Genomic DNA, 18,301 nt, shown 5'->3' with positions numbered 1-18,301 from the left:
AAGGGATATCGAGGTGGACGCTCGTCGAGCGTCGTTCCCATCGAGGAGTGTCTCCATGTATCTGACGCGCAACATGTTGGCCCAGCCGGGCGGAGAGTTCGATTGGTCGGGTTATTTCTCCCGCATGGGTGCCGAGGAGTACCTGGGCCGGCTGGATCCGCTCGCCGTCCTATTGCATCTGCGCGCGCAGCTCGGCGAGAGCCGCCCGCAGTTCACCTTCGTCGTGACGCGTATGCTGCGAAGCCTGCTTCGCGGAATGGATTTTCGTGGGCAGAGCGTGCTCGAGCTCGGCGCCGGCACGGGGTTTCTCACCCGCTGGCTCGTCAACGAATACGGCATGCAGGGCCGGCTCGTCGACAACAATACCGAGGCGCGGCGCGCGTTCGACGCGATGGACGACCCCACCAAGGATCGGATAGAGTACGTGATGTCGGATCTGTTCACGTATGCGTCCGCCGAGCGGCACGACGTCGTGTGCAGCTTCGGCGTCATCGAGCACTTCGCGGACAAGACGGACATCCTCCGGGCACACACGAAGCACATGCGCGACGGCGGAGCGCTCCTCCTGCTCGTGCCCATGGATACCCCGCTTTCTCGCGTCTACTATGAGGTATATCCGGAGCTCAACCTCGGGTATCGCGAGCTCTGGACGGCGGCCGAGTTCAAGGAGATCCTCGCCGCTCAAGGCCTCGAAGTGGTCCGGGTGGAGACGAGCCGCGGCTATAGTTACGACATGATGGGCGCCGTATGCAGGCGCGCAAAGGAAGAGAAATGAGCACAGGGAAGCAGGTCCTCGTCGTCGGCGCTGGCACCATGGGCGCCGATCTGGCATTCGACCTCAGCGCGCATGGGCATTCCGTCATCCTGAAGGACATCCACGAGGACGCGCTCGTGCGCGCGAAGAAGCGCATGGGGGAGCTCCTCCGGCTCGTCCTGCTCATGGATCGCGCGCGGTTCGGCGGCGCGAAGCTCGATGCGATCATGTCTCGCATCCGCTTCACGACGAGCTACGAAGGTCTCGAGGACGTCCATTTCGTGATCGAGAACGTCGTGGAGGATCTCGCGGTGAAGCGCGAGGTCTACACGGAGCTCGGGCGGCTCTGCCGCGAGGATACCGTCTTCGGCGTCAATACCTCCTGCGTATCGATCACGACGATCGGCTCCTTCCTGCCGCGGCCGGATCGCGCGATCGGAATGCATTTGCTGAATCCGGTCCCGCTGAAGCGGCTTGTCGAGGTGATCGTCGGGCATCATACCTCCGCGGAGACGGTCGATCGCGCGAAGGCGCTCCTCGATTCGCTCGGCAAGGAGGCTGTCGTGGTGCAGGACAGCCCGGGGTTCGTCACGAATCGCATCTTGATGTTGACGATCAACGAGGCGGCGTTCGTCGTGCACGATCGCATCGCGGAGCCCGCGCAGGTGGATCGGATCTTCACCGAGGGTTTCAGCCACAAGATGGGCCCCTTGGCGACGGGTGATCTCATCGGGCTCGACACGATCTTGAAGTCGCTCATCGTGCTCTACGAGAGCTTCAAGGATCCGAAGTTCCGGCCCTGCCCGCTGCTCGTCCGCATGGTGGACGCGGGCCTGCTCGGCCGGAAGAGCGGCAAGGGCTTCTTCGACTACGGAAAGGTGCCGTGATGAGCAAGCACGACGAAGAGGGCATCAAATGCGTCGTCTGGGATCTGGACAACACGCTCTGGGACGGCGTGCTCGTCGAGTCGGGCGCGCTGACGCTGAAGCCGGAGATCGCGCGGATCATCCGCGTGCTCGACGAACGCGGCATCCTGCAGTCCGTCGCCAGCAAGAACAACTTCGACGACGCCGCCGCGAAGCTCCGGGAACTCGGGCTGTGGGAGTATTTCCTCTACCCGGAGATCCATTGGGGCGCCAAATCCGAGTCGATCGCCCGCATTCAGAAGGTCTTGAACATCGGGATGAATACCATCCTGTTCGTGGACGACGATCCCTTCGAGCGTGACGAGGTCGCGAAGGCGAACCCGGACGTGAACGTCGCGCACGCCGATTCGTACGCCACGCTGCTCGAGGATCGCCGCATGATCCCACGGTTCATCACGGCCGATTCGGCGCGCAGGCGCCAGATGTACCGCGAGGACGAGCAACGCAAGCGCGCAGAGGAGACGTTCGACGGTCCGAAGGAAACATTCCTGAGCGGGCTCGGCATGCGCTTCAAGATCGCCGAGGCGCAAGGCGACGATCTCGCGCGGGCGGCGGAGCTCACGGTGCGCACGCATCAGCTCAATGCGACGGGTCGGACCTACAGCTACGACGAGCTCGATGCCTTGCGGCGGTCGGATTCGCACAAGCTCTACATCTGCGAGATGACCGATGTCTATGGCTCGTACGGCAAGATCGGCCTTTCCCTCGTGGAGCGCACCGAATCGGCGTGGTACGTCCGGCTGCTCCTCATGTCGTGCCGGGTGATGTCGCGCGGGGTGGGGACCGTCCTGCTCGGCTTTCTGATGCAAGAGGCGAAGCGCGCAGGCGTCCGGCTCTTCGCGGATTTCGTCCCCACCGACCGCAACCGGGCGATGTACGTCGCGTTCAAGTTCAATGGGTTCCGGGACGTGGGGGACGGTGACACGGGGGCGCGCGTGCTCGAAGCGAACCTCGAGCAAATTCAGAACTTTCCGGGGTACATCGAAGTCGTCACCCCATAGCACGCATCCGGTCGAATCGATCTTCGAGCGACCTCGAAGCCAAAGGATACATGAACATGGTAACCGTCGAGTCCATTCGTAGCTTCATCCGGGAAAACATGGTGTCGAACCATCGCAACGCCGCGCTCGGCGACGATGACGACATCTTCAAGCTCGGCTTCGTCAGCTCGATGACGGCGCTCAAGCTCGTCAACTTCGTCGAGACCGAATGCGGAGTGACCGTCGACAACGACGATCTGGACGTTTCGACGTTCAGCACGGTGAACAGGATCGTGGCGTTCATCGAGCGCAAGCTCGGCACGACGCTCAGCCGATGAAACTCCGATTGACCGCGGAGCAAGACGCCGTGGTCGGGCGCGCGCGCGCGTTCGCGAGCTCCCGGCTGCGCGCGCGCGTGGCCGAGTTCGACCAGGCGGGCGTACCGCGCGAAATCGTCCAGGCGCTCGGGCGCGAGGGCTTGCTCGGCGCGCTCGTCCCAGCGGATCTCGGCGGGAGCCCGCTCGACGCGATCACCTGGGGCCTCGTGACCGAAGAGATCGGCAAGGTCTGCTGCAATACGCGATATCTGCTGACGGTACACGCCTCCATCGTCGCGGGCACGCTCGCTCGATGGGGGAGCCGCGCGCAGAAGGCGAAATGGTTGCCCGCGCTGGCGACGGGCGACGTCGTCGGCGCGTTTGCCCTGAGCGAACCCGAAACGGGGAGCGACGCGGCGAACGTTCGCACGCGCTACGAGGCATCGGAGGGAGGCTTCCGCATCGAGGGTCGCAAGCGCTGGACGACGTTCGGCGCCATGGCGGACGTCTTCCTCGTGTTCGCGCGCCGCGGTGACGAGGTGACGGCATTCCTCGTCGAGCGTGATCGGCCGAATGTCCACGTGAAGCCGATTCGAGACGTCCTCGCGGGCCGGGGCTCGCACCTGGCGGAGCTCCATTTCGAGGGCGTCGAGGTTCCCAAGGAGAACGTCGTCGGGAGCCTCGGCGCGGGTTTCCGGTACGTCTGCTCGACCGCCCTCGACATCGGTCGTTACAGCGTCGCGTGGGCGGCCGTGGGCGTCGCCCAGGGGGCGCTCGAGGCGATGTCGACGTATGCCGGGAAGCGGGAGCAATTCGGCCAGCGCCTTCACGAGTTCCAGCTCGTGAAGGCCATGATCGCGGATGCGGTCACCGATGTCCACGCTGCGCGCGCGCTCTGCATGCACGCGGGCATGCTTCGCGACAAACGGGATCCCGAAGCGATGATCGAATCATCCATCGCGAAGCAGTTCGCGGCGCGGGTCGCGACGCGCGTGACGGCCGATGCGCTCCAGGTCCACGGCGCGTATGGGCTTTTGCATGGGGGCGTCGTCGAGATGCTCTTCCGAGAGGCGCGCGCTCTCTCGATCATCGAGGGGAGCACCCAGATCCAGCAAATCGTGATCGGCGATCACGGGGCGCAGGCGTACGGTGAGGGGACCCATGAAACGTGAGATCTACGAGCTAGGTGAAATCCCGGACCTCGGCGACGTCCCGAGAACGATGTACGCCCAGGTCATCCGGGAGAACAGGTTTGGCCAGCCCGCAGACGCGTATCGAATGGAGGTCGTGCCCGTCCCCGAGATCGGGCCGCGCGACGTGCTCGTGTACGTCATGGCCGCGGGGGTGAACTACAATGGCGTCTGGAGCGCGCTCGGCGCTCCGGTGAATGTCATCGAGGCGCGGCGGCGGCGCGGCGAGCGCGAGGATTTCCACGTGGCCGGCTCCGACGCGAGCGGCGTCGTCTGGGCTGTCGGGAAAGACGTCACGACCGTATCGGTCGGCGACGAGGTCGTGCTCCACTGCGCCACGTGGGACGAGGACGACCCCCATATCGTGGCCGGCAAAGACCCGATGATGGCTCCCTCGCAGCTCATCTGGGGATTCGAGACGAACTGGGGCAGCTTCGCGCAATTCACGCTCGTGCAGGCGCACCAGTGCATCCCGAAGCCGCGACACGTCCCATGGGAAGATTCGGCGGCCTACATGCTCTCCGCCGCGACCGCCTACCGGATGCTCCACGGATGGCCGCCCAACGACGTCAAACCGGGCGATCCGGTCCTCGTCTGGGGCGCGGCCGGCGGGCTCGGTTGCATGGCGATTCAAATCGCGAAGGTGGCGGGCGCGCTTCCCGTCGCCGTGGTGAGCGGCGCCGACAAGACCGACTATTGCCTTTCGATTGGCGCCGCGGGCGTCATCGATCGCCGTCGGTTCGAGCACCTCGGAGCCCTGGGTTCGGTGGAGGACAAGGCGGCCTATGGGTCGTTCCTCAAGGGAGCCAGGGAGTTTGGCGCGGCGTTCTGGGAGGTGATCGGGAAACGTCGAAACCCGGCGATCGTGATCGAGCACCCGGGCGAGGACACGCTGCCGACGTCGATGTTCGTCTGCGATACGGGGGGCATGGTCGTCATTTGCGCCGGGACGACCGGGTACCTCGGGACGCTCGATCTGCGATATCTCTGGATGCGCCAGAAGCGGCTCCAGGGGTCCCATTTCGCGAACGACGAGCAGGCCATCGCGGTCACGAAGCTCGTGGCGGAGGGGCTGCTCTCGCCCTGCCTGTCACGCGTGTTCGATCTCCACGAGACGGGCCACAGCCACCAACTCATGCGCGACAACCGGCACCCGAACGGCAAGATGGCGATCCTCGTGAATGCGCGGCGCCGCGGGCTCCGCACGCTGGAGGAGGCACGCGCGGCGCGCGGAGGGGCCTCTTAGTGGTGGACGGCGTGTGCATCGAGGAACCGTAGCCACCTCGCGTCGAGCGCGTCCGGCTGACCGAGAATGACATCGTGCCCCGTCGCGGGGATCAACTCTGCCTCCGCCTGCGGCATCAAGTCGTGCAAGCGCTGGATGGCCTTTTTCGGATCGCAGACCTTCTCGTGCTCACCCATCATGAGCAGCGTGGGGACGCGGATCTTCCGGAGCTCCTCGTCATCGACGAGCGTGGGAGGGACGTAATGCCGCGACGTGAAGGTGTGCGACGCGAGCCAGACCTCCTCGCTCAAATCGTTCACCTCGTCGTGCGCCTCCCGGCTGCTCTTCGCGAAGTCCTCGAGCAACCAGAAATAGAGGTGGGTGTGCAGGGTCTTGAGCGGAATGGCGACGAGCGCCGCGTGGCTGATCCACGAGACGGAGAAGGGGGCGAGCGTGTAGGCGGGCGCGATGAGCGTCAGCGTCTGCAATCGCTCGGGATGTCGCGCCGCGTAGAGGCTCGAGATCCACGCGCCGTACGAGTGCCCCGCGAGGTGAACGCCCTGCGCGAGGTGAAGCCCCTCGAGCACCTCGTCGAGCCAGGTGCAGAGCTCGTCGATGGTGTCCGGAAACTGCGTGCACACGCTCCGACCGTAGTCGAAGATGTTGTCCAGGGCGAACACGCGATATCGCTCGGCGAGCCGCGCGACGCAATGCGACCAGATGAGCGAGTTGGCCGATGCCCCGTGCACGACGACCAGCGGAGAGCCGCTGGGAGGTCCGCTGATCCGCACGAACGTCTGCCCGAACGCGGTATCGATCATCTCCGTCGTGCAGGGCACCGGCCATCGCCGCGCATGCGCTTCGTATCGCTCGAGGTACATCCGACGGGATTGGTCCGATTTGAACGCGGATTGATTCGGGGTCATGTGGCGTCACCCATGCATGCCACGTGCCATGACGATTATGCTGGTCGGGACGCATGGGGTGAAGCCATCCGCGCATCCTGTGCATCGGGCAGATGCAAAAGCTGCATGCCGGACGAGGAGGGGCTCGGCCGAGGCTGCGCGGCCGCGCGGATCGGTCGTTACACGGCTGTCCGTGGCTTCAGAAGCGCGCGCGTGGGGCCACGAGAGTGCGTCATGACAATCGTCGATGGACCCCCGCGAACGGCGTCTCCGGCGCGCGGCGTTCGAAACCATCGCGGGCCATCCGCCTCGCGGACCACCCGCACCTGGAGGTGCGGGCGGCGCCCCCTGAACGTGATCGAGTGCACGTCTCACGGTTCCCTCGTCCACGTCCCCCGCCAGCGCGCCGACGCCGCCGATGTTGACGTTCACCACGAAATCGAGTAGCCGCGAACTGCCACGCGGCGCGGGAAAGCAGCCGCTCCAGGGGACATTCGGCGGCGGCATCCTACACCTGTTCGGGGCCGCGTCTCGGCATCTTTCTGCGAGCGGTTTCAATCAACGGGCGTCGAGGCATCCGCGACGACTGATGAGCTTGTTCGTTGCGCCGTCCGATTCGAGGCTCTAGAGTGTCGTCCGTGCCTATGGCAAATCATACCCATCGCTTCGTAGGCAAGGAGATTCGATGACGGATACACGAGAAGGGAAGACGTTGGATGACTTCGTCCTCGATATGGACGGGCCGAGCTTCCTCGTCGATCCCCATCCGACCTACCGATGGCTGCGCGAGAATGCCCCCACGTACCAGTGGCAGGCTCGCCACACGGTGGTCTTCAGTCGATACCGCGATGTCAAAGCCATCCTCAACGATCGGCGTTTCAGCAACAATTACCGTGCGTGGGAGTTCGCCCAGCCGGAGCAATGGCCCCCCGAGCTCATCGACTTCCAGAAGTTGCTCGACAATGGCTTGAGCCTCCTGCCCGATCACCGCCACGGCCCGGTGCGCAGGCTCGTGAGCAGCTCGTTGACGGTGCGCAGCGTCGAGCGGATGCAGACTCGCATTCAGCAAGTCGTCGACGAGCTCATCGACACCGCTGTCGAGGGGGATCGTCTCAATCTCACCAAATTTGCCGAAACTCTGCCGACTCGTGTCATCTGTGATCTGCTCGCGATCCCTGCGGAAATGCGCGAGGATCTCTGCGCCTTCGGCCTGGCCGCTGCCAGGAGCGCCAACATCGCGCTGCCTCCCGACGAGCTCATCGCCTCGATTTCGCCGACGCCGCGATGGGTGGCCATGCTGCGCCGGGTCATTGCAGATCGTCGCGAGAACCCCCGCGAGGATGACCTCTTGAGCACGCTCATCATGGCGCGCGACGAGGGCGCCAAGCTCACCGAGGAGGAGTTGCTTTCACTCGTTTTCACCTTCTTCGTCGCGGGCGGAGACAGCACGAAAAACGCAATCACCTGGGGGGTGCGCACCCTGCTACGGCACCCCGCGGATCTCGCCGAGGTCCAGCGTGACCCGTCCCTCTGGCGCAACGCCGCCGAGGAGACGCTGCGTTTCGAGATGTTCGCGAAATCGGGCTTCCCCAAGTACTGCACGGAGGCAATGGAATTCGCGGGCGTTTCGCTGCGAAAGGGTCAAATGGTGCTCCCTCTCATCGCGGCTGCGCTCCGTGACGGGGAGGCGTTCCCGGATCCGGATCGCTTCGATATCCGTCGCGACCTACGACAAACCATTTCCTTCGGCTCGGGGCAGCAGACCTGCCTGGGTGCCGCGCTGGCGCGCATGCAGCTCGTGACGGCGCTGGGGACCCTGTTCAGGCGCTTCCCCGACATGAAGCCGCTCGGCGAGCCGGAATTCGAGCCACACCCGCTGATTCGCTCGATGAAGAAATTCGAAGTCGCGTTGCACTGAGAGCCCGTCGCGTGTGGGCGGGAGATGGCAAACGCCATTTTCTTCCGACCACACCTCGATCGGCTCGTGGTGGTTCGCGTACGTCGACCCAAAATGCGCCGGCGAATGTCTCGAACCGCAGGGCCTCCTCCTCCACCTCGATCGGGCCGGAGTCCTGTGGCGCCCGGGGCCGCCCGGGCCTGGCTGCGTCAGGGCCCCCGGCCCTTCTCGAAGGAACCATTCCAAGAGCGGATTGGTTTATGAGGGGACAAGCGCGTGTCTCAGGGGCCCTTTTTCGGCGCTGCTCCTGCACGAACGGGATCAACCCGTCCGCACCTGCCGCGCGACCGTCGCGATGACGAGCTGGGTCACGCGGCGCATGAAGGCGTAATCGAGCGTCTCCCACGTGTCCGTGGGCCGATGATAGTTCGGATTGCGAAACTCCGCGGTGTCGGTCCAGAGCATGGCCGGGATCTTCGCCCTCCAGAACGGCGAGTGATCACTCCGGTGCAGCACGGGGAGCCACCCTTCGAGGCCGAGGTAGACCTTCAATCCCACGACCGGCAGCTCGGGGACCAGCGCTTCCGCCTGCATTGCCGCGAGCTCTACGAGGTGGTTCGAGCGCTGGTTGGTGAGCAGACCGATGAAGTCGCCGACGTCCGGCGCGCCGGGGACTGGAAGCGGCATTCGCTGCGAACCTGCCTCGTGGCTCGCATAACCGACCATTTCGAGCACGTGCACGGCGGCGATCGATGCGCCGGCTGGTTGTCGGCGCGCGACGAATTCGACGCTGCCGAGGAGCCCATCTTCCTCGCCATTCCACGCGACGAACCCCACGGGCAAGGGCGTCCCGAGGCCCGCGAGCGCTCGCGCACAGGCGAGCATGGCGGCGATGCCGCTCGCGTTGTCGTCCGCGCCCGGCGTATCGGGCACGCTGTCGTAGTGGGCGCCGACGAGGACCAGGGGGCGATCAACGGCCCCGCGTGGCATGGCGACGACGTTCCGCAACTCGCCCTCGAGCTCGACGGCATAACCGAGCTCCTCGAACGCATCCGCGATGAACTGAGCGGCCTTTCGGTTCTGGGCGCGCTGGACGAACATGTGCCGCGGTTCCGCGAGCTCGGCGACGGTATTGAAGAGCTCGGGCTCACTCACGGATGCAAGCGCGTCGATCAGGCTGCCACCATGGCTCGTGGCCTTTGTGCGTCGCAGCTCCATGGGCTTGGGTGTCCTTTCTCCTGGGAGTCTACAGGTCTCTCACCCGACCTGGCGCATCCAGCGCCGGTCAGCCTCCGATAACATGCCTCGCACCACCGTCGCTCGCCGCAGCACCGGAAGTACACGCGCCGGATCGCATCCGCAGAGCCCGGATGCCCACGCGGGGTTCGCCTCGACCACACCCCAGCCGCGCCCAGCCATTCGCCCGACATCCACGACGACCGCGGGAGGCAGCTCCACGTCGGCGTCCTCGAGCATTGCTTGGATCGACGCCGATGCCGCCTCGACCTCCGCTCGGTCCGCCTCCCATTCACCGTCCGTATTCCGCGCGAGCTCGCCACTGCGAATGTAGGGCGACAATGCCGCCACCTCGCGCTCCCGCACGAAGAATCGGAACTCGACCTCGAATACGACCGGCTCGCTCACCAGCACGGGCAGGTCGGGAGGCAGCACCGGATCCGGGTCGAGCGCGGCTCCGTTGGCATAGACGCGGGCGGGGAAACACTTCTCGTCGGTCGGCTTGACGAATACGCGCTCCCGGATCGACAAGGCTTCGGCGAGCGTCGTGAGTCGCACGTCACGAAGGCGGTGGCGCTGCGGCAGCCTTGGCAGCCAATCGCTCGTCGGCTCGAGCAGTGCGATCCTGAGATTCTCGGTGATCGCATCCGCCAGGATCGTCTCGCCGTAGAACACCGGCTCACGCGCCGCGAGGCCCTCCGGACACCGGAACGAGTGAAGGCGCTCGACGTCCCAGCCGGCGGCGATCGCCGCGGAGAAGAGCGCGTTCGAGTCAGGGGTGTAACGATGGGAGAGGACGAGCGTCGACACGCGCTCGGATGCTACACGCCCTCCGGTGTCCAGCGAACGACCGGGGAGGGTCGACGCGAAGCGAGAATCGACGCGTGCACGACGCCGGCCCCCGCGATGTCGCGACGACGATGGGCTACATGCACCTGTCGCCGAGTGCCAAGCGGGGCGCCATCAGGCTGCTCGACGGGCCGGCTCCCTCGCAAGGGAGCTGGAACAGCCGGGGAGGAGGACAAAAAGTCCAGCCGTTCTGGCTGGTTAGGTGGTGGGTCGACAGGGACTCGAACCCTGGACCTACGGGTTAAAAGCCCGCAGCTCTACCGACTGAGCTATCGACCCTGGACGTTCCGGCGGGGTTCTCCCTCCGGCGCATCGCGGCGGGCACCCTAGCACGATCCGGCCCGTCTGCGACAAGCAGGAAACGATCCCTCCCTCCGTCCACCCTCTCCCGTCTCCGTCTCCGCTTCCATGTCTGTACCCAGGCCTACGTTCGCGCCTGCTTCCGCCTCCGCATCCGTTCCCTCGCCTTCCCGACGCAGCCGCGCTAAGAGGCGGTCCACCATGTCCGAGCGCCGGGAAACGTCGGAGTCCTTCGGGGCCCTGTTCGAGCAAGCGGGCGGTGGTCGCCAGGAGCGACGCCGCTTCCATGTGGGCGACAAGCTCGAAGTGACCATCGTCGTCGTCGCCCAGAACGCCGTCTTCGCAGACCTCGGCGGCAAGCAAGAGGGCTACTTCGAACGGATCGACCTCACCGATCCCGACGGCAAACTGCTCGTCGCCGTCGGCAACAAGGTCAGCGCCACCGTCGCTGCCATCGAGCGCGGCACCGGCCAGGTCCGCTTGAGCCCCCTCTTCATCCGCAACGCCGAAGGCGATCCGCTCACCACCTCCATCGGCCTCGGCGCCAAGGGCCAGTCCCCCGTCCTCGTCGAGGGCGCGCGCGTCAAGGGCAGCGTCACCGGCGTCGAGCGTTACGGCGTGTTCGTGCAGATCGCCGGCACGCAGGGGCGCAGCGGGCGTGGGCTCATCCCCACCGTCGAGACCGGTACGCCGCGCGGCGCGGACCTGAAGAAGCACTTCACCGTCGGCCAGGAGGTCGAGGCGAAGATCGTGAACATCGATCAGGAGGGCAAGATCCGCCTGTCGGTCACCGCGGTCGCGCGCGACGAGGAGCGCAGCTCGTTCGAGAAGTTCAAGGACCAAGGCGGCACCGAGGCGGCCGCGGCCGGGACGGACAAACCCAAGGCCGACGGCAAGAAGGCGCCCCAAGGCGCCGCGAAGAAGCCCGAGCCGCGCGGGTTCGGGACGCTCGGCGATCTGCTCTCGAAGAAGAAGAAGTGACGGACCGGGCCTCCGTGCGCATCACGTGCGCGCGCGTCGGCGGCGCGGACGTGCCGCTGCCGGCGTACCAGTCCGCAGGCGCCGTCGGCCTCGATCTGTGCGCCGCGGTGGTCGAGGACGTGGCGATCGGCCCCGGCGAGCGCAAGCTCGTGCCGACGGGCGTGCGTGTCGCCATCCCCGAAGGCTACGAGGGGCAGGTCCGGCCACGCTCGGGGCTCGCGTTGAAGCACGGGATCACGGTGCTGAACGCGCCCGGGACGATCGATCCGGACTATCGCGGCGAGCTCAAGGTGCTGCTCGTGAACCACGGCGACGCGCCGTTCGTCGTGCGGCGTGGCGAGCGCATCGCGCAGCTCGTGATCTGTCCCGTGGCGCGCGCCGAGCTCGTCGTCGTGGAAACGCTCGACGAGACGGCGCGAGGCGAAGGCGGGTACGGTTCGACGGGGCGGTGAGGGGAGCCGTCAGGGACGCGGAACGACGGCTTCGAGCCCGCTTCGCGCGCGCAGCGCTTCGAGCGCTTTGTCCGACCAGACGCGGCCTCGGTCGCTGAAGCCGGCCTCGACGGCCTTGCGCAGCATGTCGAGCGCCCGCTCGTAGGCGCCGTCCTGCGCGTGCGCGCGTGCCGCCTCGTAGGCGTCCTCGGCGCTCTTCTGCCGCTCGAAGACGGCCTCCGAGAGCCGCGCCGACCAGTCGAACGCGCGGCCGTCGAAGGCGAGCTTCGCCATCTTGCGCGCGTCGTCCTCGCTGAGCGAGTCGACGATGTCGTAGGCGATCGCCGCGGCGCGTGCGACCTCGCCCTGTTCGAGGAGGATCTGCACGAGCGGGCCGACGACCTCCTTGCGATCGTCGCCGGTCGCGCGCGCCGCCTCGAGCACGCGCCTTGCCGCGTTGAGCTCGCGCTTGGCGAAGTGGACCGCGCCCACGAGCGCCGGATCGACCTCGCCGAGCTTGCGTGCCTCGGCCACACGTTGCGCCGCCTCGTCGACGTGATCGCCCACGAGCGCGACCCAGCCGAGCACCTCGAACGCCTCGCGGCGCGCGCGCGGCGGGAGGGGCTCCCCCGTCCGCTCCTGGTACGAAAAAATCTCCTGGACGAGGCTCCGCGCGCGGCCGAGGTCCTCGTCCGCGATGGCTTGTCGAGCGCGGAGCAGGAGCGAGAGCAGCTCGCCCGAGAGCGCAGGTTCCATGTCCGGCGCCGGCGTGTGCGGCCGCGGATCCACCTCGGCCTCGCCGGGGCCGAGCATCTGCAGCCGCCGCAGGCTCTGGAACGCGAGCATGCCGAACATCATGGCCAGGAAAATGTTGGACCTTTGCAGGCCGTAGAGCGCCACGGCGAAGCCCGCGAGCATCGAGAGCCCCGCCACGAGCCGGACGCGCCGCGGGCCGAGCGCGTGCTCGAGCACGTGCCCGCCGTCGAGCGGCAGGACGGGCAGGAGGTTGATGAGGCCCCAGCGCACGTTGACGTAGATGAAGAGGTTGATCGTCAAGCGGACGAGCGAGGGGACACGCGCGACGACCTGAGTCGACGCGTGGTGGTCGAGCCAGTAGTCGAGCGCGAAGAACGGGGCCGCGAAGGCGAACCCGGCCAGAGGGCCGGCCAGGCTGATGAAGATGTGATCGATGCGCCGCAGCGGGAGCACCTGCTGCCAGCGGGTCACCCCGCCCATGAGGAAGAGCGAGATCTCCGGCTGGATACGGTGTCGTCGGATCGCCAGGGCGTGTCCGAGCTCGTGCATGAGGACGCTCACGAGCACGACGAAGGCCCACAGAGCGAGCGGCACGAGCCCGGAGGGGCCGCGCGACAGGTCCACGAGGTTGATGCCGAGCAGCACCGTGCTGAACCAGAAGCTCGCCTGGACCTCGACGTCGATGCCGAACAGCCTGAAATTCATGCCCTCGAATATCCTAGTGCACGCCCGCCCGAGGCGGGCCGATTCTTTGCGGCTCGGACGAAGTGTGCCGTAGAGTGCGGAGCCCTGGGACCTCCGATGCGCTCTTCGAGCTCTGCTCCGCTCCTCGCGCCCACGCTTCTCTTCCTCGTCGGCGCCTGCGCCTCCGCCGCGCCACCGGAGGGGCAGCCTGCCACGCCAGCAAGCGCCGTGCACGCTGCCAACGGTGGTGGGCTCCGGTCGGGCCGCGATGCGTCCCTTCCTCCTCCCCCCACACCCGTGGCTGACGGTGGTGGGCTCCGGTCAGGCCGCGATGCGGCCCTTCCTCCGCCCCCCACGCCCCCCGCAGGGGCCTCTGGCGAGGTCACCGCTGCGGCTTCCGTGGGCGAGGTCAAACCCGACGCGGCGCCGCCGATCGAGCCTCGCACCGTCGTGCTGCACATCGGCGACTCGTTCCTGATGGCCGGCTTTTCGCAAGCGCTGCGGCCCAGGATGAAGGAGGTCGGCGCGCTCTACGAGGTCCGCTCCGAGCAGGCTTCGTACACGACGAGCTGGCACCTCAAGCTCGCCAAGCTCGTCGGCGACTACCACCCCGATCTCGTGATCATCAACCTCGGCGCGAACGAGGTGACGTTGACCGATCCAACGGCGCGCGCGGACGCGGTCGAGCGGCTGGTCAAGATCGTCGGCGACAGGCCGTGCGTGTGGGTCTCGCCGCCGCTCTGGCGCAAGGACACGGGCATCATCGAGGTCTTCCGCAAGCACACCTCGCCCTGCCGCTTCTTCGATTCGGACGCGATCGCCGGCCCGATTTCGCGGCAAGCCGACGGCATCCACCCCGATGGCGCCGGCGGCGCCGCGTGGGCCGACGCGTTCTTCCGGTGGCTGCTCGCCGAGCGCGCGCCCGCGCCCAAGGACGGCGAGGCGCTGCCCAAGGGATCGGGCCGCCACGCCGTAAATCCGTGGCGTCTGCGCCCGGAAAAACCCGGCGCAGCCCCGAGCCCGAGCCCGCAGAAGACGGCGCAGACGCATCCCTAGCGGAGCGACGCCCTCACCCCCAGCCGCTCTCCCGCGCGGGAGAGGGGCGTTCAATGTCCCATCGCCTCGACGATCGCGTCGTGCACCGCGGCCATGAGCTCCTTGCGGCGCTCCTTGCCGTACGCCTTCGGATCGATCGGCGGCAAGATCGTCACGACCACGCGTTTGCCCTTGCGCACGATCGTCCCGCGCGCAGGCAACACGTCGCGCGTGCCGTCGATCGCCACCGGCAAGATGCGGTGGCCCGTCTCCAGCGCGAGGTGAAACCCTCCGCTCTTGAACGGTCCGACCATCCCCGTCGCGCTGCGCGTCCCCTCGGGCGCGATCCAGAGCAGCGAGCCCTCCTCCAGCATGCTGCTCGACGTGCGCAGCGCCGTGACGGCCTGCGCGCGGTTGCCGCGCTCGACGCGGACGAACCCCGCGGCCTTCATCGCATGGCCCCACACGGGGACGTCGAAGAGCTCGGCCTTCGCCACCATGCGCAGCCTTCGATCCGGGATCGCGCGGTAGAGCGCCGGGATGTCGTAGAGGCTCTGGTGGTTCGACATCACGATGAACGTCTCGCGGCCGTCGCCGAGGTGCTCGCGCCCGCGCACGACGAGGCTGATCTCCGCGTCCGCGAAGAGCTTGCGCGACCACCACGCGAGCCGCTCGTCGCACGTCTCGGCGTCGAGGCGCCCCATCGCCGCGTCGACGACCGTGGGCACGCTGATGCGCGCCGTGTCGAGGATGCCCTTGGCCGTCTCGGCGAGCGTCATCGCCCCCTCCGCTTCTTCTTCGCGTCGGGGAAACGCGCGTTGCACGTGTCGACGCACTCCTTGTCGGCGCAGGCCTTCAAGCACTCGTCGATGTTCTTCGCGTTCTCGTCCGTCGGATCCTTCTCCACGGCCGGCTTCGGATCGAGCGTCTTGCAGAGGTTGTCGGCGCAGTACGAGCCGGCGGCGCAGTCCGTGTCGTAGAGGCACTGCACGCAGCGGAGGTTCCAGCAGATCCCGGCCTCGGTGCCGGCGTCGCGCGCGGCGCAATCGGCGTTCGACTCGCACGTCGCAAAGCGGCCATCCTCGAGGCTACCCGGAAGGCTGCCGGCGCAGGCCGAGACGAGCGCTGCGGCGAACGCGATGGGCAAAGGAAGGACGAGGAGGGCGCGGGCGAAGATCGAGGTGCGTGCGTTCATGGGTCTCCGGAGACGCCTAGCACGGTGATCACGAGGCGCCTCGTGTGCGGGCTCGTTCGGTGCTCCCAGACGTAGATCGCTTGCCAGGTCCCGAGCGCGAGCTTGCCCGCGGTGATCGGGATCGTGAGGCTCGTGCTGGTGATGGCCGCGCGGATGTGCGCAGGCATGTCGTCCGGGCCCTCGGCGTCGTGCTCGTAGCCGGCGCCGTCGGGCGCGCTGCGCGCCATCCAGCGATCGAGATCGCGCAGCACGGCCGGATCGGCGTTCTCCTGCACGACGAGGCTCGCCGAGGTGTGCTGGAGGAAAAGCGAGCAGAGGCCGATCGTGACGCCGGCGTCGTCGAGCACGGCCGCGACCGCGCTCGTGACGTCGTAGAGACCCCGCCCGCGGGTGCGGATGTCGAGGGTCTTCTGGTGGACGCTCTCCCTGATCGGCACGTTGCCCCCCGTACGTGGCTCCTACGGTGTCCGATGGTCGGGGTTCTCTGCAACTACGAAGATGAGGGGAGGTCGACGTCGACGACGAGGCCGAGGGACGTCCACTGCTGAAACCAGCGTCCGACGCTCGCCGCGACGTGGGCCTGCCGCTCCTCGGGCAAGGGCTCGGCGAGGCGACCCAGCGCGGGAACGAGTGCCGCGCCCTCGGCGAGGAGGTCGAGCAGCGCGAAGGCCTCGGGCTCGAGCTCCTCGAAGTGCGTGACGAGCTCGCGGTTGCGGTAGAGCGCGATGTGCGCGGGCGAGGGGGCGTCGGGGAAGACCGCCGGTTCGCCGGAGACGAGCCACGCCTTGCGGAGACGGTGCACGGGGTAGGAAAACGCGAGCCTTCGCATCGCCGGGTGCAGCACGATCCGCGCGCGCTCCCAGGCATCCTCGGGCAGGCTCGCGAGCTTCTGCGGATCGAGCGGCGGCGCGTCGGGCCCGGTGCGCACTTCGAGGAGCGCGATCTCGTAGCGCGTGAGATCCGCGGCGAACGTGCGCTCGGCCTGCGTCTCGAAGCCGGGCCAGGCCTCGGCGAAGCGCGGTACGGGCTCGATCAACGTCTCGAACGGGGCGCGCGTGGGCGGATGCGCGTCGAGGAAGTCGCGGCAGAAGGCATCCATCTTCGCGTCGCCGAGCAGGCGCGCGAGCGCGGGAAAATCGTCGCGCAGGATCTCGCGGTGGCGGAGCCAGAACTGGCGGCGGTAGATGTCGACCTGCGCGGCCGGCGTGAGGCGGCCGTTTCCCGTGACGAACCGCGCGGCGGCCTCGGCGAGGGCCGGATCGTCGGGGATCGGCGCGTGGCCGGGGATCACGCTCGCGAGGAACGCTTGCACCGAGGCGAGATCATTTCGCATGGGACAGGACCTCCTCCCGGACGACGCGTGCCCTCTCGGCCTCGGCGAGCAGTGTGGCGAGCGGCGGGATGTCCTCGTCCCACTCGATCAGCGTGGAGACGGGCCCGACGCGGCCGATCGCGCGGCGGTAGAGGTCCCAGACCGGATCGATCACCGGGCCCGAGTGCGTGTCGATGATGTAGTCGCCGTAGTTCGTGTGGCCGGCGAGGTGGATCTGCACGACACGCTCGGCCGGGACGGCGTCGACGTACGCGCGCGGGTCGAAGCCGTGGTTTTGCGAGGAAACGTAGATGTTGTTGATGTCGAGCAGGATGCCGCAGTTCGCCTCCTCGACGACGGCCGTCAGGAAGTCCCACTCGGTCATGTCGCTCGACGTGTACGTCAGGTAGCTCGACACGTTCTCCAGGACGAGCGGCACCTCCAGCGTGTCCTGGACGATGCGGGCGCGGGCCGCGACGTGGCGGACGACCTCGGCGGTGTAGGGCAGGGGCAGAAGATCGTGCGTGTTCAGCGTGGCGGTGCCGGTCCAGCAGAGGTGATCACTCACCCACGGGGATTTCGTCCGGCGGAGCAGCGCCCGGAGATCGCGGAGGAAGTCGAAGTCGAGCGGGGTCGTGCCGCCGATCGAGAGCGTCACGCCGTGCTGGATCACGGGGTAGTGGGCGAGGGCGCGGTCGAGGTTCGCGAGCGGCACGCCGCCGGGGACGAGGAAGTTCTCGCTGATGATCTCGAACCAGTCGACCTTGGGCCGGGTCTCGAAGATCTCCTCGTAGTGCGGCAGGCGCAGGCCCACGCCGATCCCGAGATCGGGGAGGCCGAGGCGCATGCGATCGGGTGCGGTCATCGCGGTGTCTCCGGGGAATCGGTCTAAAAACGAAGGGCCGCGCGCGCCACCTTGGGTGGAAGCGGCGGCCCTTCGGGCTCAGGCGGCGCGGGGGGCCGCTCGGATCACTTCGGCGCGTCGGCCGGGGCGGCGGCGCCGTCGGCCGGCGCGGCTTCGCCTTCCTTCTTGCCGCTGCAGCTCCCGGCCTTGCAGGAGTGCGCCGCGCCGTCCGTCTTCTGGCCGCTGCACGAGGCCTGCGCGCCCGACTCGGCGCCCGCCTTGCTGTCGGCGTTCTCGGGCTGCGCCTGGCTGCCGCCACACGCCGCGAGGCCCGCGATCATCCCGCCCACCGCGAGCGACGCCATCATCTTGTTCATGTTCATGGTCAATCTCCGTTCCAAGCGGTTCTTTTCTGGGTCAGCACCCCGGGGAAGTCGCGATTTCGAGCGCTTCGTGCGAAACCTCCCCCCGCCATGATCGTCTC

At 67.4% G+C, this 18,301-nt stretch carries 20 protein-coding genes and 1 tRNA gene; 10 read left to right on the top strand and 11 right to left on the bottom strand.

The window, feature by feature from the left end; all coding sequences use genetic code 11:
* Nucleotides 1–55: 55 nt before the first annotated feature.
* Genes QHF84_RS00405 through ccrA form a run of 6 tightly spaced genes read left to right on the top strand, consistent with a single transcriptional unit; the run spans nt 56 to nt 5,413 of the window.
* Nucleotides 56–775, top strand: a complete 720-nt coding sequence (locus tag QHF84_RS00405; RefSeq protein ID WP_281311108.1) for a methyltransferase domain-containing protein — start codon at nt 56–58, stop codon at nt 773–775.
* A complete protein-coding gene (locus QHF84_RS00400; RefSeq protein ID WP_281311107.1) occupies nt 772–1,641 on the top strand; it encodes a 3-hydroxyacyl-CoA dehydrogenase family protein in 870 nt (289 codons plus the stop codon). The genes QHF84_RS00405 and QHF84_RS00400 overlap by 4 nt, the downstream gene beginning before the upstream one ends.
* The gene (locus QHF84_RS00395) at nt 1,641–2,681 is read left to right on the top strand and encodes an HAD-IIIC family phosphatase (RefSeq protein WP_281311106.1); all 1,041 of its coding nucleotides are present in this window, start codon (nt 1,641–1,643) and stop codon (nt 2,679–2,681) included. The genes QHF84_RS00400 and QHF84_RS00395 overlap by 1 nt, the downstream gene beginning before the upstream one ends.
* 50 nt (nt 2,682–2,731) lie before the next feature.
* Entirely contained in the window at nt 2,732–2,998 is a 267-nt protein-coding gene (locus tag QHF84_RS00390; protein ID WP_281311105.1) for a phosphopantetheine-binding protein, read from the top strand.
* Complete coding sequence (locus QHF84_RS00385) at nt 2,995–4,149, top strand: acyl-CoA dehydrogenase family protein (RefSeq protein ID WP_281311104.1); 1,155 nt, start codon at nt 2,995–2,997, stop codon at nt 4,147–4,149. The genes QHF84_RS00390 and QHF84_RS00385 overlap by 4 nt, the downstream gene beginning before the upstream one ends.
* The gene (ccrA, locus tag QHF84_RS00380; RefSeq protein ID WP_281311103.1) at nt 4,139–5,413 is read left to right on the top strand and encodes a crotonyl-CoA carboxylase/reductase; all 1,275 of its coding nucleotides are present in this window, start codon (nt 4,139–4,141) and stop codon (nt 5,411–5,413) included. Before QHF84_RS00385 ends, ccrA begins: the two co-directional genes overlap by 11 nt.
* Here the strand turns inward: ccrA and QHF84_RS00375 are convergent.
* Nucleotides 5,410–6,318, bottom strand: a complete 909-nt coding sequence (locus QHF84_RS00375) for an alpha/beta hydrolase (RefSeq protein WP_281311102.1) — start codon at nt 6,316–6,318, stop codon at nt 5,410–5,412. The two genes, ccrA and QHF84_RS00375, sit on opposite strands and share 4 nt — an antisense overlap.
* A gap of 712 nt (nt 6,319–7,030) precedes the next feature.
* Between QHF84_RS00375 and QHF84_RS00370 the strand changes: the two genes are divergently transcribed.
* Entirely contained in the window at nt 7,031–8,215 is a 1,185-nt protein-coding gene (locus QHF84_RS00370; protein WP_281311101.1) for a cytochrome P450, read from the top strand.
* Between the two features lie 300 nt (nt 8,216–8,515).
* Here the strand turns inward: QHF84_RS00370 and QHF84_RS00365 are convergent, their stop codons facing one another.
* From QHF84_RS00365 to QHF84_RS00355, 3 genes are all read right to left on the bottom strand, one after another.
* Complete coding sequence (locus QHF84_RS00365) at nt 8,516–9,412, bottom strand: M20/M25/M40 family metallo-hydrolase (protein WP_281311100.1); 897 nt, start codon at nt 9,410–9,412, stop codon at nt 8,516–8,518.
* A 39-nt stretch (nt 9,413–9,451) separates the two neighbouring features.
* Nucleotides 9,452–10,240, bottom strand: a complete 789-nt coding sequence (locus tag QHF84_RS00360; RefSeq protein ID WP_281311099.1) for an ATP-grasp domain-containing protein — start codon at nt 10,238–10,240, stop codon at nt 9,452–9,454.
* A gap of 242 nt (nt 10,241–10,482) precedes the next feature.
* A tRNA-Lys gene (locus QHF84_RS00355) sits at nt 10,483–10,558 on the bottom strand.
* A 222-nt stretch (nt 10,559–10,780) separates the two neighbouring features.
* Between QHF84_RS00355 and QHF84_RS00350 the strand changes: the two genes are divergently transcribed.
* On the top strand, nt 10,781–11,560 hold the full coding sequence (locus QHF84_RS00350; RefSeq protein ID WP_281311098.1) for a S1 RNA-binding domain-containing protein: 780 nt from the start codon (nt 10,781–10,783) through the stop codon (nt 11,558–11,560).
* Nucleotides 11,557–12,012, top strand: a complete 456-nt coding sequence (gene dut / locus QHF84_RS00345) for a dUTP diphosphatase (protein ID WP_281311097.1) — start codon at nt 11,557–11,559, stop codon at nt 12,010–12,012. The genes QHF84_RS00350 and dut overlap by 4 nt, the downstream gene beginning before the upstream one ends.
* Before the next feature lie 9 nt (nt 12,013–12,021).
* Here dut and QHF84_RS00340 read toward each other — a convergent pair whose 3' ends face one another.
* Nucleotides 12,022–13,452, bottom strand: coding sequence for a site-2 protease family protein (locus tag QHF84_RS00340; RefSeq protein WP_281311096.1), 1,431 nt, complete (start codon nt 13,450–13,452; stop codon nt 12,022–12,024).
* A gap of 378 nt (nt 13,453–13,830) precedes the next feature.
* Here QHF84_RS00340 and QHF84_RS00335 point away from each other — a divergent pair, with 378 nt between their 5' ends.
* Nucleotides 13,831–14,487 carry an SGNH/GDSL hydrolase family protein gene (locus tag QHF84_RS00335; protein WP_281311095.1) on the top strand — a complete coding sequence of 219 codons (657 nt, stop codon included), beginning with the start codon at nt 13,831–13,833 and terminating at the stop codon, nt 14,485–14,487.
* A gap of 50 nt (nt 14,488–14,537) precedes the next feature.
* Here the strand turns inward: QHF84_RS00335 and QHF84_RS00330 are convergent, their stop codons facing one another.
* From QHF84_RS00330 to QHF84_RS00305, 6 genes are all read right to left on the bottom strand, one after another.
* Complete coding sequence (locus QHF84_RS00330; RefSeq protein WP_281311094.1) at nt 14,538–15,245, bottom strand: lysophospholipid acyltransferase family protein; 708 nt, start codon at nt 15,243–15,245, stop codon at nt 14,538–14,540.
* Entirely contained in the window at nt 15,242–15,661 is a 420-nt protein-coding gene (locus QHF84_RS00325) for a hypothetical protein (RefSeq protein WP_281311093.1), read from the bottom strand. Before QHF84_RS00325 ends, QHF84_RS00330 begins: the two co-directional genes overlap by 4 nt.
* On the bottom strand, nt 15,658–16,098 hold the full coding sequence (locus tag QHF84_RS00320; RefSeq protein ID WP_281311092.1) for a secondary thiamine-phosphate synthase enzyme YjbQ: 441 nt from the start codon (nt 16,096–16,098) through the stop codon (nt 15,658–15,660). Before QHF84_RS00320 ends, QHF84_RS00325 begins: the two co-directional genes overlap by 4 nt.
* Nucleotides 16,099–16,151: 53 nt before the next feature.
* Nucleotides 16,152–16,994 (bottom strand): putative DNA-binding domain-containing protein, encoded by an 843-nt coding sequence (locus QHF84_RS00315; protein WP_281311091.1) that lies wholly within the window; start codon nt 16,992–16,994, stop codon nt 16,152–16,154.
* Nucleotides 16,984–17,838: a DUF692 domain-containing protein gene (locus QHF84_RS00310; RefSeq protein ID WP_281311090.1), complete on the bottom strand. Its 855-nt coding sequence runs from the start codon at nt 17,836–17,838 to the stop codon at nt 16,984–16,986. Before QHF84_RS00310 ends, QHF84_RS00315 begins: the two co-directional genes overlap by 11 nt.
* Nucleotides 17,839–17,942: 104 nt before the next feature.
* Complete coding sequence (locus QHF84_RS00305) at nt 17,943–18,200, bottom strand: hypothetical protein (RefSeq protein ID WP_281311089.1); 258 nt, start codon at nt 18,198–18,200, stop codon at nt 17,943–17,945.
* Between the last annotated feature and the right edge of the window lie 101 nt (nt 18,201–18,301).

Origin of the sequence: Polyangium sp. y55x31 (assembly GCF_029946505.1) — a bacterium.
Taxonomy (GTDB): Bacteria; Myxococcota_A; Polyangia; order Polyangiales; family Polyangiaceae; genus Polyangium.
Note: the sequence above shows the minus strand (reverse complement) of the source record. Positions and strands in the feature narration are given on the sequence as shown.

Coding starts and splice junctions, on each gene's coding strand:
- QHF84_RS00370 (WP_281311101.1), top strand. CDS start 7,031: ATGGACGGGCCGAGCTTCCTCGTCGATCCCCATCCGACCTACCGATGG.
- QHF84_RS00400 (WP_281311107.1), top strand. CDS start 772: ATGAGCACAGGGAAGCAGGTCCTCGTCGTCGGCGCTGGCACCATGGGC.
- QHF84_RS00390 (WP_281311105.1), top strand. CDS start 2,732: ATGAACATGGTAACCGTCGAGTCCATTCGTAGCTTCATCCGGGAAAAC.
- QHF84_RS00305 (WP_281311089.1), bottom strand. CDS start 18,200: ATGAACATGAACAAGATGATGGCGTCGCTCGCGGTGGGCGGGATGATC.
- QHF84_RS00385 (WP_281311104.1), top strand. CDS start 2,995: ATGAAACTCCGATTGACCGCGGAGCAAGACGCCGTGGTCGGGCGCGCG.
- QHF84_RS00395 (WP_281311106.1), top strand. CDS start 1,641: ATGAGCAAGCACGACGAAGAGGGCATCAAATGCGTCGTCTGGGATCTG.
- QHF84_RS00310 (WP_281311090.1), bottom strand. CDS start 17,838: ATGACCGCACCCGATCGCATGCGCCTCGGCCTCCCCGATCTCGGGATC.
- QHF84_RS00350 (WP_281311098.1), top strand. CDS start 10,781: ATGTCCGAGCGCCGGGAAACGTCGGAGTCCTTCGGGGCCCTGTTCGAG.
- ccrA (WP_281311103.1), top strand. CDS start 4,139: ATGAAACGTGAGATCTACGAGCTAGGTGAAATCCCGGACCTCGGCGAC.
- QHF84_RS00405 (WP_281311108.1), top strand. CDS start 56: ATGTATCTGACGCGCAACATGTTGGCCCAGCCGGGCGGAGAGTTCGAT.
- QHF84_RS00340 (WP_281311096.1), bottom strand. CDS start 13,452: ATGAATTTCAGGCTGTTCGGCATCGACGTCGAGGTCCAGGCGAGCTTC.
- QHF84_RS00375 (WP_281311102.1), bottom strand. CDS start 6,318: ATGACCCCGAATCAATCCGCGTTCAAATCGGACCAATCCCGTCGGATG.
- QHF84_RS00325 (WP_281311093.1), bottom strand. CDS start 15,661: ATGAACGCACGCACCTCGATCTTCGCCCGCGCCCTCCTCGTCCTTCCT.
- QHF84_RS00365 (WP_281311100.1), bottom strand. CDS start 9,412: ATGGAGCTGCGACGCACAAAGGCCACGAGCCATGGTGGCAGCCTGATC.
- QHF84_RS00315 (WP_281311091.1), bottom strand. CDS start 16,994: ATGCGAAATGATCTCGCCTCGGTGCAAGCGTTCCTCGCGAGCGTGATC.
- QHF84_RS00330 (WP_281311094.1), bottom strand. CDS start 15,245: ATGACGCTCGCCGAGACGGCCAAGGGCATCCTCGACACGGCGCGCATC.